The organism is Bacteroides ihuae, assembly GCF_900104585.1.
In the GTDB taxonomy this organism is placed as follows: domain Bacteria; phylum Bacteroidota; class Bacteroidia; order Bacteroidales; family Bacteroidaceae; genus Bacteroides; species Bacteroides ihuae.
In genome coordinates this window covers 131182-147347 of record NZ_FNVX01000005.1, presented here as the reverse complement: position 1 = coordinate 147347, position 16166 = coordinate 131182, and the positions used below count along the sequence as shown (strand labels likewise).

Here is a 16166-nt window from a genome sequence, read left to right as displayed (position 1 = left end):
GTTAGTGAATTAAAAATCTACGCAAAAGTAAGAATAATAGTTTAATTAGAAGAACGAGACAATAACAAATCTATCCTTAATATCTACATTTAAAGTCAATTACAGAGAATTAAGTATCATTTGACAATAGATTGTAATCTCCACGTAGCAATCAGCTTTATCCATTGCATAACCTTTGCATTTTGTTAATAAACAAACAAACCGTGGCCTGTGTTTACGAGCTACGGTCTGTTTATAGAATATTATAAAAGAAAAGCGATTTCCTCTATTTAGTCAAGTAGATAATAGTTGGTAAATGATCGCTATAACCATTTAGCCAAGTTTTACCGCCGTAAGTTCGGAATGGAGAGCCCTTATATTTACCCTCTTGTTCAAACAAGTACGGACGCTTAAAAACTTCATTATGATCATATTTCAATCCTTTTTTGGCGTGAAGCAACGAAGAAGAGATCATTATCTGGTCGAACAAGTTCCATTTTCCATGATAGAGCAAAGTACCCACACCTTTATCCTCCAGTGTTTCCCACCAAGGATTGTATAATTCTCCCTTTTTCACCTGTTTCTCATACTTTTTAGCTCCCAAAGCAACAGATACACTTTCGTCCATCGGATCATCATTCAGATCTCCCATCACAATAAGTTTCAGTTGCTTATCGGCACGTATCAATGAATCTTTGAGAGCTTTCACTTGTACTGCCGCACGGACACGAGCCGGTGACGTTGCTCCACGAGAAGGCCAATGATTCACTATTACACAAACATCATCTCCTGCCAACTTACCATTAACAACCAAAAAGCCACGAGTCTTATGAATCGTATCATTAACATAAATATATGGAACCAATTTACTCGAAGTGACTGTAAATAACTTAGGATTATAAAGCAGGGCACAGTCTATACCACGCTTGTCCGGCCCTTCATAATGAACTATTTTATATCCCCTAGACATCAATGCCAGTTGTTTCACCAAATCGTTGAGTACACGAATATTCTCGACCTCTGCTACCCCTATAACAGAAGGGCCTTCCGCTACCTTATCACAAGAAAGTTCACTCAACACTTTGGAGATATTTTTCAATTTTGCTTCGTATTTAGCAGAAGTCCATTTCATGTCACCATTGGGCAGAAATTCATAATCATCCTTTCCTGTATCATGAATAGTATCAAATAGATTCTCTAAGTTATAAAACGCCACACTGTAAAGTGAAGACTTCTTTTCCTGAGCGTGAATAAAAACAGGAAGTAAAAGCAGCAGAGAAAACATTAAAAATGATTTTTTCATTAATTTTAATTATTAGAAACTAATTCGATTTAGCATCACATTCAGATTACAAATATCTTCAAAAAAAGAATATTGTGCACATTAAAATACATTTTTCTAGCCATATATTTTTTTAAATACATTTTTTTTTATTCTTTTGCATAGCTTTAAGACCAAAATAGAATACACCACTCATGGAATAAACAAAAACTAACAAGTATTGCATTCCAATTCCATATAAAAACACAGAGACCAGACATTTTTAAACAAACATATACAATTTATAAAAAACAATTACCTATGAGGAATTTGAATTATCTAAAACTATTCATCGGGCTCATGCTCGCAATGACTGCAACAACTTTTACGAGCTGTGTTGACGATAATGATGACACAGAAGCTCCATTTTTAGAAGTTACTCCGGCTAATTTGGCCTTCGATACGAATGGCAACCCTGTTGAGGGTAGTCAAGCAGCTTTTGAGATCTCAACTAATCGTCACTGGACAGCAACCGTTAAAGATGACAAAAGTTGGGTAACACTTTCAAAGACTGAAGGAGATGGTTCTGCTACAGTTCAAGTTAGCATTCCTGAAAACATTAATGACCAAGCAAGCGTAGTTATCCAAATATCAAATAAGGTCGGCCCGTTAATGTCGGAAACAATCACGATTAAAAGTGGAAATGTAACCCCTACAACAGTAATTTACCACGAATCTATGGGTACAACTGCAGTAGCAAGTCCATATCCCTATGTTGACGCATACACAGGATGGGACAAATCTGGTACAGGTTCTGCCGAGATTACCTACTCAGGTCAAAAATCAAGCATCCGTTCAAGCGGCTTAGCCAATACAGGCGCATATGAAGGAGCTTCCGGACCTAACGTACTATTCTTCGGAACTTCTCCAAGTGATTTCCAAATCAACAAAATTGCTATAACTTCGGAACAGACTAATCTTAAGCTAACATTTGGCGCAAGTTATTCATTTAAGGCAGATGGCGCTACTGATTATGACAACACATTTGACCCATCTAAATTTACAGTATCGTTAAGTTCTGATGGTATCGTTTGGGTTCCTATCACTTACACTAAGAACAGTGGTGATGCGGCTTCTCCATACTGGGTTTTGGCTACTGCTGACTTTACTCTAAAACAGCCTGCAACAAGCCTATATGTGAAATTTACAGCCTTGGCATCTTCAGCTTTCCGCCTTGATGACATCACTCTAACAACAGGTACCGGAGGCCAACAAGTAGACTTTGCAGTTCCAACAATCACAGCGGTCAATCCTACCTCTTTAAATTTCATTGCAACAGGTGAAGCTAAAACAATTGATGTTTCAGTTGTAAACCAAGGTAGCAATGTACTTTCCACAAGTGGGTTGAGCGGCACACTTTCAGCATCTGTAAGTGGAACTACCGTAACTGTTACAGCTACAGAAAACAATGCTACTGCCATTAGCCAGACACTCACAATAGAGCTTCAAAATGGCAACAGCGTTACAGTCCCTGTAACACAAGATGCTAAGAGCGTTGACGGAGAGAAGACATTTACAATGACTGCACAGAATATTGTAGACGGCATAACCGGAACAGTTGCTCTTACAGCCAATACTTATGGAGCACAAAAGATTGACGATCCGGCAACATGGTACACATGGGGCTCTAGTGGATTGAATTTCACCGGAGTAAAACTTCTTATAGCTTCCACCGCTAATGGTGGCGGCATACAAGTGCAAGGAAATGCGTCAACTTTAGCTAGCCAAGGTAGAATTGCCAATGTTACAGCTTTGTCGAACATACAATCGATGGAAATTGTACTACGAGTAGTAACTACGAGCACTTTTGAACCAGGTTACAATGTTTATGCCGGCACTTCTGCTAATCCATCAAGTGCAGATACAAAGATAGCCGCCACATCTACAGACGAAACCGTTGAAGGCTTTAAAATATACACTCAAAAGTTCGACTTCAGTAGTGGAAGTTATAGCTATTTCACTATTATGAATGATCTAGCAGGTGCATTGTACATAGATTCTATTAAAATTACGTACAAGTAATAAATTGTAAACAATAAGACCAGGCCTCTCAGAAGGAATAAATTCCTCTGAGAGGTACTCTTATTAAATATCCCATAAATGAGATTAATACAGAAATATTGTACCAATGTGGTGAAAATTGTCTTGCTGACAACCCTTATATTTTCTATAAACGCATGCAGCAAAGACGATTCGGAAACAACCTCCCTACAGAACGAAGCATACTGGAAGATATCTTCAACAGTAAGCTATGCAGAGGGTTCTTCGGCTATTATTATAACGGGTAAACCCAATACCGCATGGAGTGCTGAGATTACTGAAGGCAGCGCATGGTGTTCGTTCAGTAGCAAAGACTTCGTCAACTCAGCAAGTAAAGTCGGAACTGTGAAAGAAGGGCTTAATGTACTATATGTATATTACAAAGCTAACACAGGAGCAGAACAACGTCCAGCTAAAATATCTTTTCAATTTGAGGGAGGAGCAGCGCAAACGTTCGATCTGAATCAACTATCGCAAGTACAGCAAAATCTGCCGGCATTTACTACATGGGTTGAAATACCCGAGCGCAAAGAAAATGCCAATTATCAGTATGTGACGCATTATGCCACTTTAAGTAATAAAAAAATAAGAAACTATTCAATTTGCTTCGACAAGACTAGAAAAGCAGCATTATGGGTCGCTTACCCCATACATTCGGCATATCTAGGTTCTGGAGGACGTACCGATGCTTGGGCATTCGATCCTATCATATCGAGCATTTATCAGGCAAACTGTGTAGATCGATCTTACAATGGAGCATACGACCGCGGTCACCAAATACCCTCTGCCGACCGTCTGGCAACTACCGAATTTAATTCGCAGACATTTTACATGTCTAATATGACTCCACAGCTTAATCGCCTGAACCAAGATATGTGGGCAAAACTTGAAGCAAAGGTCCGTCAGAACAACTGTTCAGATACATTGTATGTTGTTACCGGAGCTTATTTCAATTCCGTTGCCACCACTACCGATGGTGCCGGCAACAGTGTTTCCATCCCCACAAACTATTTCAAGGTTCTGTTACGAACTAAGAGTGGATCGACAGGTAAAGCTATTAAAGATTGTTCGGACAGTGAACTAATCTCAATTGGATTCTGGGTAGACCACCAATCTTACGGCAACATTGAGCCTCCACGCTCCATTTGCACGTCTGTAGCTGAAATTGAATCAAAAACCGGTTTCAAATTCTTCCCTCAGATATCCAATGCAGTGAAACAGCAAAACAATCCTACTCAATGGGGTATAAACTAACAATTTGATTTATGAGAAAGCTAATTATTTTCATCGCGTTCTTTACGATACTGGCATCTTTCAGTTTCGCACATAAACCGTATAAGGTAGTTTTCTACAATGTCGAAAATTTCTTTGATACAATTAATGATCCAGAAGTTTTAGATGATGAATTTACTCCTGAAGGAGTAAAGAAATGGAACGCACCTAAATATAATAAAAAGCTGAGCAATATTGAAAGAGCATTGTTCGACATCGCATCTATCGACAAAGATTATCCGGCTATTATTGGCTTCTCCGAAGTCGAAACCCGCGGAGTTTTGGACGATATTGCATCAACACGCAAACTGTTACCAGCCAACTATCGAATCGTTCATTTTGATTCTCCTGAGGCCCGTGGTGTTGATGTTGCCTTCCTTTATCGCCCCGATGTGTTTAAAATAGAGGGACAACATCCCGTAAAAACGGTTATTCCTTCTCTACCTGATTTTAAAACACGCGATATCCTCACTATGTGGGGAACCATTGAGAACGAGCCTTTTTTCTTTATGGTGGCACACTGGCCTTCTCGCTTAGGAGGCAAGGAAGTTTCCGAATTTAAACGTATCGCTGTAGGTAAACAGATGCGTAGCATTGCAGACTCGGTATTAAGAGCTAACCCGGCAACAAAGATAGTCGCAATGGGCGATTTCAATGATGACCCTACAGATAAAAGCATATCGCAAGGATTGAACGCCAAATTCAAGCTAAAAGATCTGGCTCAAGGAGATTTTTATGATCCTTACGCAGACATGCTCAAAGCAGGTTTCGGAACATTGGCTTATGGTGATGCCTGGAATATTTTCGACAACATTGTCGTAACAGAGAATCTAGCCAAAGGCTCTAGCGGTGTTCTTAAATTGCAAACAGCTCCCGGCTCAAAATTCTATGGAAATATCTTCAAGCAACCTTACATGGTGCAAAAAGAAGGGCAATACAAAGGATATCCCTTACGAACTTATGTGGGCAACAACTTCCAAGGAGGTTTTAGTGACCACTTTCCCGTATATATCTATATAGGCAAATAAAATACTTTACTATTTATGAAAATAAGAACAATTCTAATTATGGTACTATCTTTGATTTCGCTCAGTGCTTTTGCACAGAATGGCGGTATCAAAGGTAAAGTCGTTTCCCGTACTACACATGCAGCTATAGACGGTGTGAAAGTCACTTTGACACCGGGAAATGTAACGACAAAAACCGATGCGAAAGGATATTTCGTAATTGAAAATTTAGCAAAAGGAGAATACTCTCTGACTTTTGAGGCTGTAGAGTTTGAATCTCTTACGATTGCTGCTCGCGTAGATAAATTGGTGAGAGATCTTAATAATGTAGTATTAGTTCCTGAGAGAGCAACCCCAATACAGGATGACGCTATCTTTGCTGAATTTGATACCGAAACTCTTAATGACGCTCAATCACTCCCCTCTTCACTATCGGCTTCCAAAGATGTTTTCAATAACATTGCATCCTATAAATTCAGTGAGATGCGGTTCAATGTTCGTGGTTATGACTCTCAATACTCAGATGTATACATGAATGGGATACAACTAAATGACGCAATGACAGGTTATACACCTTGGTCATTATGGGGTGGTCTAAACGATGCAACACGTAACCAAGAAATTACGTCAGGTTTGAACATGGGTGAAATGGGAATTGGTGGCATTGGTGGTACTACCAATATCAACACTCGTCCTTCACAAATGCGTAAAGGCTTTCGTGCAAGCTTGGTGAACGGTAACGCAATGTACCGTTTCCGTGGAATGCTCACCTATGCTTCAGGACAACAAGACAACGGTTGGTCGTATGCTTTCTCTGTGTCTACTCGTCAAGGGGGCAACTCTTATGTAGACGGCGTTTATTATAACGCTTATGGCTATTTTGCTGCTGTAGAGAAGCAACTGAATCTTCGTCATCGCCTTGGATTAACAATTCTGGGTGCTCCCACAGAACGTGGAGTCCAACAAGCTTCCACACAAGAGGTCTATGATTTAGTTGGCAATAACTATTACAACCCTAATTGGGGATGGCAATCAGGAAAACGCCGTAATGCGCGTGTTCGCAAGTACCATGAACCTATTGCAATACTGAACTATACATTTGATATCAGTGACCGCTCACAATTGAATGTTGCTTCTTCATTGCGCTTCGGCCAAAATGGTTACTCTGCACTAACATGGTATGGCGGTCCGGACCCACGTCCCGACTATTATCGTTATCTCCCCAGTTTCTATAAAGGAACAAGCGTTGGTGCTTGGCTAGATGAAGCTTGGCGTGCTAACACAGATGATATCCGCAACATCAATTGGGGCAAGCTATATGATATCAATCGTACCCAACCGGAAAATTCATTATATGGTTCCGGACAACGTTCCATTAATATGATTGAAGAACGTCATGCCGACCAATTAGATTGGAATTTCTATTCTCAATTCTCTCATTTATTTCGCAACAATTCTAAGATTAACGGCGGATTGAACCTTCGTCGCAACCGCACAGAGTATTATAGTGAAGTAAAAGACCTCCTTGGAGGAGATTACTGGGTAGATGTGGATAAATTTGCAGAACGAGATATGGGTGGTCTAGATCCTGAAAATTATCAAAATGATATGGACTACTACACAAATACAGGTCATGCACGTGCCGCAAAAAAAGGCGATAAAGTTGGTTACGACTATTACGCCAATGTAATTGCAGCTAAGGCATGGGCACAATATAATATTAATTTAGGCAAATTAGGAGTTAACCTTGGTGGCGAACTAGGACATTCCACCTTGTGGCGTCACGGTATCTGGAAGAAAGGTCTATTTATGGACAATTCGCAGGGAGATTCTAAAAAGAAAGACTATCTTACTTACAAGTTAAAAGGTAATTTTAACTACAAAATATCGGCAGCACATACCTTTGAAGCCAACATCGTTTACATGCAAGATGCTCCGGAATTCCAATCAATATTTGTTTCGCCTCGTACACGAAATTCAATAACTCCAGGAGCTGCTACAGAGAAAGTTTTCGGCGTAGACGCATCCTACAACTTGCGTATAGGAGACCTCAAAGCACGTGTTTCAGGTTACTATACTAAATTTACAGATCAAACAAGAGTACTCTCCTACTATGATGATGTAGAAGCTACTTTTTCCAACTTTGCAATGAGTGGCATCGATAAACGTCATTTTGGTTTAGAAGTTGCAACATCAGTTCCTATCTATGCAGGATTATCTGTTAACGGTGCTTTAAGTTGGGGACAATATACTTATGACTCCAATCCAAATTATGTTCAGATTCAGGATAACAGTGACAAGATCCAAAATCAAGGTAAAGTTTACTGGAAGAATTTCCGTGTAGAAAGCACTCCCCAGACAGCTGCTAATATTGGATTATCTTATCGTGGCCGCAACAACATCTATGCTTCAGTAGACATGAACTACTACGATAATATGTATCTTTCAATGAGTCCTCTTTATCGCACCGACGCCGTATTATCACCTGGTATGACAGCAGAAGATATACACTCTTTACGTGATCAGGAGAAATTCAAATCAGCTCACGTGCTCAATGCCAGCATCGGCAAAAACTGGTTTATCAACCGGACTTATACCCTCGGGTTCAGCCTGGATGTTGATAACATCTTAAACAATCAGGATATCAAAACAGGAGGTTATGAACAAGTTCGTCTATTAAAAGACAAAGATGCAAGCTACCAAAGTTACCAACCATTCGATTCGAAGTATTTTTATATGTTTGGTACAACTTACTACCTGAATCTTTATTTCCGCTTTTAATGATGTGCAACGAGTAAAAGAATGAATGTTATGAACAAAATACTAAAATTATGCATGGTTGCAGTAGTCGCATTTAGTTTTGCCGGCTGCTACAACGATTTTGACTCCCCTGCATCTGCCAAAGTGTGGACTAAGGAGGATTTCACGAATGAACAAATGATCTCTATCAAGGATTTCAAGCAACTTTTCTATAAAGATTATGGTAATAGTGCATCCAGTTTAGGCAAGACTCGAGAGATCACAGAAGATTATGTGATTCATGGAAAAGTAATTTCAAGTGATCAGGCAGGTAATGTCTATAAATCAGTCTACATCTACGATGAAGAGTCCGAATCTGCCATTGAATTGAAATTAATGGTTAGCAATTATGTGTACTATCACCTCGGGCAAACAATCTTTGTAAAAACGAAAGGCTTGGCTATCGGTAGTTACCGCTATATGCTCAGCGTAGGAGGCATGCCAACAGCTGCTGATATTGCCGATGGTTATGCTAATCGCAATCTAAGCACAAGCTTGGAGACTGATGCGCATATTCTTCCGGGAGCCCTAGGCAATCTTACCGCAGCCGATACACTGGTTGTAAATACTACAAACTATAAAACTGTTCTAGATGACAATGCCTTAGGCCGCCTGATTCGTTTAGAAGGTGTAACCTACAATGCAGGAACATTCGATGGAGATAAATACCCACAATATTTGGAGACCACTTACCCCGGTGGCAGCACCACAGCTGTCTACACAAACAAGTATTACGAAGATGAAAATTTGACTCCAACATACGCCTACAGCTATGACGGCCAACGTTATTATGGTTCTTCTTGGTTTAGTTATGATAAAACATCTACTACAACATCAGGCAATTATATACTCCGTGTAAGTGGTTATGCAAACTTTGCCCTTCAACCTCTGCCCGCAAATGGTACGATGGGGGATATAACAGCAATCTACACTAAATACTCCTCTAAATCTGGAGGATATATTAAGTATCAATTGCTGGTCAATAGTTTGAATGACATTGGCTTCAAAACAGAATCAGAAAAATAGAATATAACGATATTCCTGAAGAGCGATAAAAACTTTCTTCTTAAAAAGAATGCTTTTTATCGCTTTTTTAGAAATAAAGTTTTTCATTTCAAACAAAACAACTATCTTTGCGCTCTGAAAAGAACCATTACACTATTCTTACCAAATAGTAAAACGAAATAATAATTAAAAAACAAATACTGAAATGAAAAAAGGTATTCATCCAGAATCATACCGTCCGGTAGCATTTAAAGATATGTCGAATGGTGATGTATTTTTATCAAAATCTACTTGCAACACCAAAGAAACTATCGAATTCGAAGGTGAAACTTATCCGGTAGTGAAGCTTGAAATTTCAAACACTTCTCACCCGTTCTACACTGGTAAGTCTAATTTGATAGATACAGCAGGTCGTGTTGACAAGTTTATGACTCGTTACGGTGACCGTAAAAAGAAATAATCCGTCGAGGAAAAGACAGATAAAAAAGAGGAAATTCTCAATGGGAATTTCCTCTTTTTTGTTGGGTTAAAGCTACCAAAATATATAGAATTTAAGAAAATCAGACTATAGGATTCTGTTTTTTAGCGAAAGTCTCATTATTTTCCCTAAGCAAAGACATTATTCCAAAATTTCACGTACATTTGCAGCCGTTTTTATTCTATATCACATGATGATAAACTTTGATACTCATAAATGGGTTTCACGCGGAAAAAGCGTTTTCTATCTCTTGACTAGTAAATGCAAAACCGGATGGACTTGGTACAGACAAGCATACCGAAAGTCTCCATGGTATAAAAAGACTTTACTTGTCATCGTGACTTTTATTCTCTCGTTCATGCTCTATCTGGCAATGGTAGACATTAACTTCCTCTGGCTATTCGGCAAATCACCCGGATTGGCAAGTATTCATAACCCCGAACAACCAGTAGCTTCCGAGATATACAGCGAAGACGGAAAACTTATCGGCAAATTCTTCAAGGAGAATAGAACTCCGGTAAAGTTTGAGGAAATATCGCCTAAACTCATCAAAACATTGATTAGTACGGAAGACGAACGCTTTTACGAGCACTTCGGCGTGGATCTTCAAGGAGTATTCTCGGCCGTTAAGGATATGGCAAGCGGACGGGCACGTGGTGCCAGCACCATCACTCAGCAACTGGTAAAGAATATGTTTAAAGTGCGCTCGCAATATTCTACCGGCCTATTGGGCTCCATACCGGGAGTGAAATTACTTATCATGAAGTCGAAAGAGTGGATTACAGCTGTGAAAATAGAAATATTCTATACTAAGCAAGAGATTCTAACGATGTATCTCAACACAGTAGACTTCGGAAGCAATGCCTATGGAATCAATACTGCTTGCGCCACCTACTTTCACACGACTCCTAAAGACATTACTTACGAACAAGCTGCCACTCTTGTGGGTTTGCTAAAAGCAACCACCACATACAATCCAAAGCTGAATCCTAAAAACAGTTTGAAACGACGAAACGTTGTGCTGGAAAACTTAATGTCTCATCATGTTATCTCGCATGCTCAGTTCGACTCTTTGAAGCAAATTCCAATGCAGCTCAACTTCAGCATAGAGCGCAATTATGATGGTCAGGGACCTTATTTTCGGGAAGCTGTAGCACAATCACTCGAAACATGGTGTAAGGAAAACAATATAGACTTATATTCTGACGGTCTGAAGATATATACCACCATCGATACACGTATGCAGAAGTATGCAGAAGAAGCTGTAGACAAGCAAATGCGTATTGTGCAACGTAACTTCAATAATCACTGGGGACGCGAAAATCCTTGGCGCGACCGCAACCACGAAGAGATACCTCACTTTATAGAAGATCTGGCTAAGCGCACAGTAGCCTACAAGCAACTAGAGCTTAAGTTCTCCGATCGACCAGACTCCATTACTTATTATTTGAATAAACCTCACCGTCTGAAAGTGTTCGATTACGACAAAGGAACGCGCGATACTACGATCAGCACGATGGACTCCATCCGCTATATGGAACGCTATATGCACTGCGGCTTTGTAGCTATGGAACCGCAAAACGGACATGTAAAAGCATGGGTAGGCGATATCAACTTTAATTCATGGAAGTACGACAAAGTATTGTCTAAGCGTCAGCCTGGATCAACATTCAAACTCTTCGTTTATTCCGCTGCAATGAACATGGGACTTTCTCCTTGTGATGAGCGTATTGACCAATATCTGGCATGGGATGTAATAGAGAAAGGAGTGCCCAAAAAGTGGATTCCTCGTAATGCCAATGGTGCATTTACGGGAGATACTCTATCGTTGAAAGCAGCCTTTGCCCGTTCTATCAATACCATTGCTGTACAATTAGCGAAAGAGGTCGGCATACACAATGTGGCACTGACGGCACATGCCATGGGGATAAAGACTCCATTAGAAGAAACGCCGGCTCTAAGTCTCGGAGCCTCAGACGTTTCATTGTTAGAATTGGTAAATGCCTATGGTACGGTTGTCAACGATGGTATGGAACAAGATCCTGTGCTGGTAACACGCATTGAGGATCAGAATGGCAATGTACTTTATAACAACAAGCCTCAACAAATTCAAGCAGTACCCTACGAAACCGCCTTCCTGATGACAGAAATGCTCAAAGCAGGGTTGACAGAACCACTGGGAACATCTCAAGCATTGTGGGCATTCGATTTATTCAAGTATGACACCGAGTTTGGAGGTAAAACAGGAACATCTTCCAACCATTCAGATGCATGGTTTGTAGGTGTAACGCCAAAGCTGGTTGGTGGCGCATGGGTTGGCGGCGAACACCGTAGCATTCACTTCCGCACAGGAGAACTGGGACAAGGAAGTCGCACAGCCTTACCTATATTTGGTTATTTCATGGAGAAAGTACTCAAAGATAAGTCAATGGCAAAGTATCGTGAAAAATTCCCGAAACCTAAACAACCAATCACGAAATCATACCAATGCCGAACCATCTATCACAGGCGAGATACTGATTCTATAGCAGTTACTCTTCCTGATAGTCTAAATAATACTGAAGAGATAAATATTACCGTAGAATAATTATTCACCATTTATAGTTATTTTAACTCACAGAATACCTAGATAAAGCGATTTATTAGAAAGAACTTATGCACTTACTTTGCATAAGTTTTTTTTAGATAAATTAATAGGTATTATATGAAAAGATTTAGTTTGAGCATGCTACTGGCGCTCCATGCTTTTTTTGCAGTTCATGCAGGAGACATTAAAGGAATTGTGATAAACAATACTGGTGAAAGAGTGGCATTTGCTACAGTACTCCTAAAAGGAAGTAATACGGGAGGAAGCACCGATAATCGTGGGCAATTTAATCTCCACAGAGTATCTCCGGGAAAGTATACCCTTGCGGTTTCATTCGTAAGTTATAAAACAAAAGAAATGGCTATTGAGGTATCATCCAGCAACGAAACAATAGTTGTTGATACGATTATATTGGAGCCAAATAGTCAGCAACTTAATGAAGTTATTGTAGTTGGTAATTCAAGTACATATACCACACGCAATCCATCCAGCTCAATACGTTTAAATCAGCCACTACTTAAAATACCTCAAAATGTACAAGTTATTAGCTCACAAATCATGGCCGATCAACAGATTGTAAGCATGAGCGACGGCATTGCCCGCAATGTAAGTGGTGTAACTAAATTGGAGCACTGGGGTGATTCGTATACTCGCATCAACATGCGTGGATCTCGTGCATCAGCCTTTCGCGAAGGCATGAATGTAACAAGTTCATGGGGACCACTTACTGAGGATATGAGTTTCGTAGACCGCATTGAATTCATCAAAGGACCAGTTGGTTTTATGATGTCCAACGGAGAGCCGAACGGCATCTATAACGTAGTGACAAAAAAACCGACAGGACAGACCAAAGGAGCTGCTTCATTCACTTTCGGTAGCTACGATTTATATCGCACCACCCTCGATCTTGATGGGAAACTGGATAAAAGCGGGCGACTTCTTTATCGTTTTAACGCTATGGGACAAACGACTAACTCAATGCGGGCATACGAATTTGCCAAGAGATATAGCATTGCTCCCGTCATCAGCTACCAACTTGATGATAATACTAAACTTACGGCCGAGTATAATTATCAATATATGGAGTCCTCAAACATTGGATCGTACTACAGCTTTTCACCGGATGGTTACGCCAGCCTTCCACAAGATTATTCCATTCTGGAACCCGGATTGCCATCCACTGTGGTAAATGACCATACTTTTATCCTAAACTTACAACACGATTTCAATAAGAATTGGAGACTGACAGCGCAGGGAGCCTACTTCAATTATAATAAAGAAGGGAGTTCTATCTGGCCTTCTTCTTTAGCTGCAAACGGTGACTTAGTCAGGAAAGTCAGCATAGGAGATGCTATCAATGAAATGAAGTTTGGGCAAGTTTACATAAATGGGAAAGCACAAACAGGACTTGTCTCTCATAATGTTTTAGCAGGTTTTGATACTGGAGATAAGCATGCGTGGTACGACTGGAGTGCAGATCAAAGCCACAACCTCGATTCCATCGGTACGTATAATATCTACAACACCAACTATACAGGAGGAAAACCACGCTACGGATATCCAACATTCGACCGTTCAAAGAGTCTCAAAGAGCGTGCTAACTTGACACAAGTTACTCAATCATACATCGGACTCTATTTGCAAGATGAACTGGGCTTCTTTAACGACCAACTGCGACTGACTCTTGCCGGAAGATATACTTATGTAAAAGAAAGCTCATACGGCACTACCAAAACGGAAGATAGACATTTCTCTCCACGTGTCGCCCTGAGTTATTCTCTCGATAAAAACACGTCAATATATACTCTTTATGATCAATCATTCTCTCCACAAATGGGAACACTAAGGAGCGGCAAAAAGGTAAGTCCCATCACGGGAAATAACTGGGAAATTGGTTTGAAACGTAACTGGTTTGACAATCGATGGACAACCACCGTGGCTGCATACCAGATTCTTAGAAACAATGAAACAGCAAGTGACCCAACGAACAAACAAGGAGTGGAAACCTTCCTTGTACAAGTAGGACAATCAAAAGTTAAAGGAGTGGAGGTAGACCTTATCGGTGAAGTTATTCCTAATCTTAGTATGACCACCAACTATGCATACACAGACTATAGAGTAACTAAATCGGTAAATGAAAAAAGCCCTGTCGGTACACGCTTAGCCGGATATGCAAAACACAATTTCAATATCTGGTTGGAATATAAATTCACACAAGCTTGTTTAGATGGGTTCAGCCTATCTTTAGGACAAAACACACAACTAGATCGCAGTACATGGAACTGGGGAAACACAGCAAACAATACCGCTTCATTGCCCGATTACTTTCGCTTTGACGGAGCTATTGGTTGGCAAAAAAACAAATTAAAACTTGCAGTGAACATCTATAATTTATTTGATCGATATTTGTACAGTGGTTCTCCGTATGAAACCTACTACTATTGGCAATCAGAGCCACCACGCAATTTCAGATTAAACATTACTTATAATTTTTAAGAACAACTAAAGAAACATGAAAAAGCTATCAGCTCGTATTGTATTTCACAAACTTCATCTTTGGCTGGGACTAGTATCCGGCATCGTAGTTTTCATTGTGGCCATAACGGGAGCCATTTATGCCTTTCATGAGGAGATAGACGGTTTGTTTCGTCCATCACTCTCCGTAGAGGCTACCGGCAGACCTTTCTTATCGCCGGATGATTTGAAGCAGAAAGTAAGTCAATACATCTTCAAGACACCCGCAGATAGTAATAATGTTATCCAAGGTGTTACTTATGGTACTTACGCACAAGCCGCAGAAGTAGCCTGCTCGTTGGGTAAAAACAGATGTACCCTTTATGCAAACCCATATAGCGGGGCAGTCATCCATCAAGAAGGATTCAGGGATGGTTTCTTTCATACCGTTCTGGCAGGGCATCGCAGTTTATGGCTTCCACGCCCCATTGGTAAAGCAATTGTAGGATGGAGTATTGTCATATTTGTCCTTATCACCCTATCGGGAATTGTTATATGGTTTCCTGTTAAGCAAACAAAGAAAGCTTTCAAAAGTGGGTTGAAGATAAAGTGGAATGCTCCTTTCTCTCGTGTGAACTACGACCTGCATAAAGTTCTAGGATTCTACACAGCCATCTTTGCATTACTCATTGCTCTCACTGGTTTGGTATGGAGCTTCAACTGGTTTTCCGAAGGATATTATAGCCTCATCACAGGAGGAAAAGAGTTCAAAAAATGGGAGTTGGCCCAATCGGATTCTACACAAACAACTCGACTGAACGACCCCTCCGCCCTACTTTGGGAACAAATGAACAAAGAGTATCCTATAGGTCAAAAAGGAACTTTCCGTTTTGATTATCCCGAAAAGCCAACCGATGCCTATACAGTTTGTTATAACCCATCCAGTGCTACCTATTACCAACGTGAATTTCGCTTCTTTGATCGCAATACGTTGCAAGAGGTAAAAGGAGGTGGTACGTATGGCATCAAACAATCTGAGGCTTCATGGGGAGATAAACTCTACCGAATGACGTACGACATACATGTAGGCTCCATCTTGGGTTTACCCGGAAGAATATTGGTATTTCTGGTCAGTCTGGTGGTTGCTTCACTGCCTATTACCGGTTATATTATCTGGTGGAGAAAGAGAAGAAAAAAGCACTAAACACATAAAGATAGTTATCA

At 40.2% G+C, this 16166-nt stretch carries 10 protein-coding genes; 9 read left to right on the top strand and 1 reads right to left on the bottom strand.

The features are described from left to right. Positions 1–265 precede the first annotated feature (265 nt). Positions 266–1282 (bottom strand): endonuclease/exonuclease/phosphatase family protein, encoded by a 1017-nt coding sequence (locus BQ5338_RS06275; protein WP_071145998.1) that lies wholly within the window; start codon positions 1280–1282, stop codon positions 266–268. A 279-nt stretch (positions 1283–1561) separates the two neighbouring features. Between BQ5338_RS06275 and BQ5338_RS06270 the strand changes: the two genes are divergently transcribed. The 9 genes from BQ5338_RS06270 to BQ5338_RS06230 all read left to right on the top strand — a co-directional run bounded on the left by BQ5338_RS06270 (position 1562) and on the right by BQ5338_RS06230 (position 16146). Then, positions 1562–3322: a BACON domain-containing protein gene (locus tag BQ5338_RS06270; RefSeq protein ID WP_139265200.1), complete on the top strand. Its 1761-nt coding sequence runs from the start codon at positions 1562–1564 to the stop codon at positions 3320–3322. A 78-nt stretch (positions 3323–3400) separates the two neighbouring features. Beyond that, positions 3401–4594 carry a DNA/RNA non-specific endonuclease gene (locus BQ5338_RS06265; RefSeq protein ID WP_071145996.1) on the top strand — a complete coding sequence of 398 codons (1194 nt, stop codon included), beginning with the start codon at positions 3401–3403 and terminating at the stop codon, positions 4592–4594. An 11-nt stretch (positions 4595–4605) separates the two neighbouring features. After that, entirely contained in the window at positions 4606–5640 is a 1035-nt protein-coding gene (locus tag BQ5338_RS06260; RefSeq protein ID WP_071145995.1) for an endonuclease/exonuclease/phosphatase family protein, read from the top strand. Positions 5641–5655: 15 nt separating this feature from the next. Next, positions 5656–8400 (top strand): carboxypeptidase regulatory-like domain-containing protein, encoded by a 2745-nt coding sequence (locus tag BQ5338_RS06255; protein WP_071145994.1) that lies wholly within the window; start codon positions 5656–5658, stop codon positions 8398–8400. 30 nt (positions 8401–8430) lie between these two features. Continuing rightward, complete coding sequence (locus BQ5338_RS06250) at positions 8431–9444, top strand: DUF5689 domain-containing protein (RefSeq protein WP_071146806.1); 1014 nt, start codon at positions 8431–8433, stop codon at positions 9442–9444. 184 nt (positions 9445–9628) lie between these two features. Continuing rightward, positions 9629–9883, top strand: a complete 255-nt coding sequence (locus BQ5338_RS06245) for a type B 50S ribosomal protein L31 (protein ID WP_071145993.1) — start codon at positions 9629–9631, stop codon at positions 9881–9883. A 211-nt stretch (positions 9884–10094) separates the two neighbouring features. Further along, positions 10095–12488: a transglycosylase domain-containing protein gene (locus BQ5338_RS06240; protein WP_071146805.1), complete on the top strand. Its 2394-nt coding sequence runs from the start codon at positions 10095–10097 to the stop codon at positions 12486–12488. Between the two features lie 117 nt (positions 12489–12605). Continuing rightward, entirely contained in the window at positions 12606–14984 is a 2379-nt protein-coding gene (locus BQ5338_RS06235) for a TonB-dependent receptor (RefSeq protein ID WP_071145992.1), read from the top strand. A gap of 16 nt (positions 14985–15000) precedes the next feature. Further along, positions 15001–16146, top strand: a complete 1146-nt coding sequence (locus BQ5338_RS06230) for a PepSY-associated TM helix domain-containing protein (RefSeq protein WP_071145991.1) — start codon at positions 15001–15003, stop codon at positions 16144–16146. Positions 16147–16166: the final 20 nt, after the last annotated feature.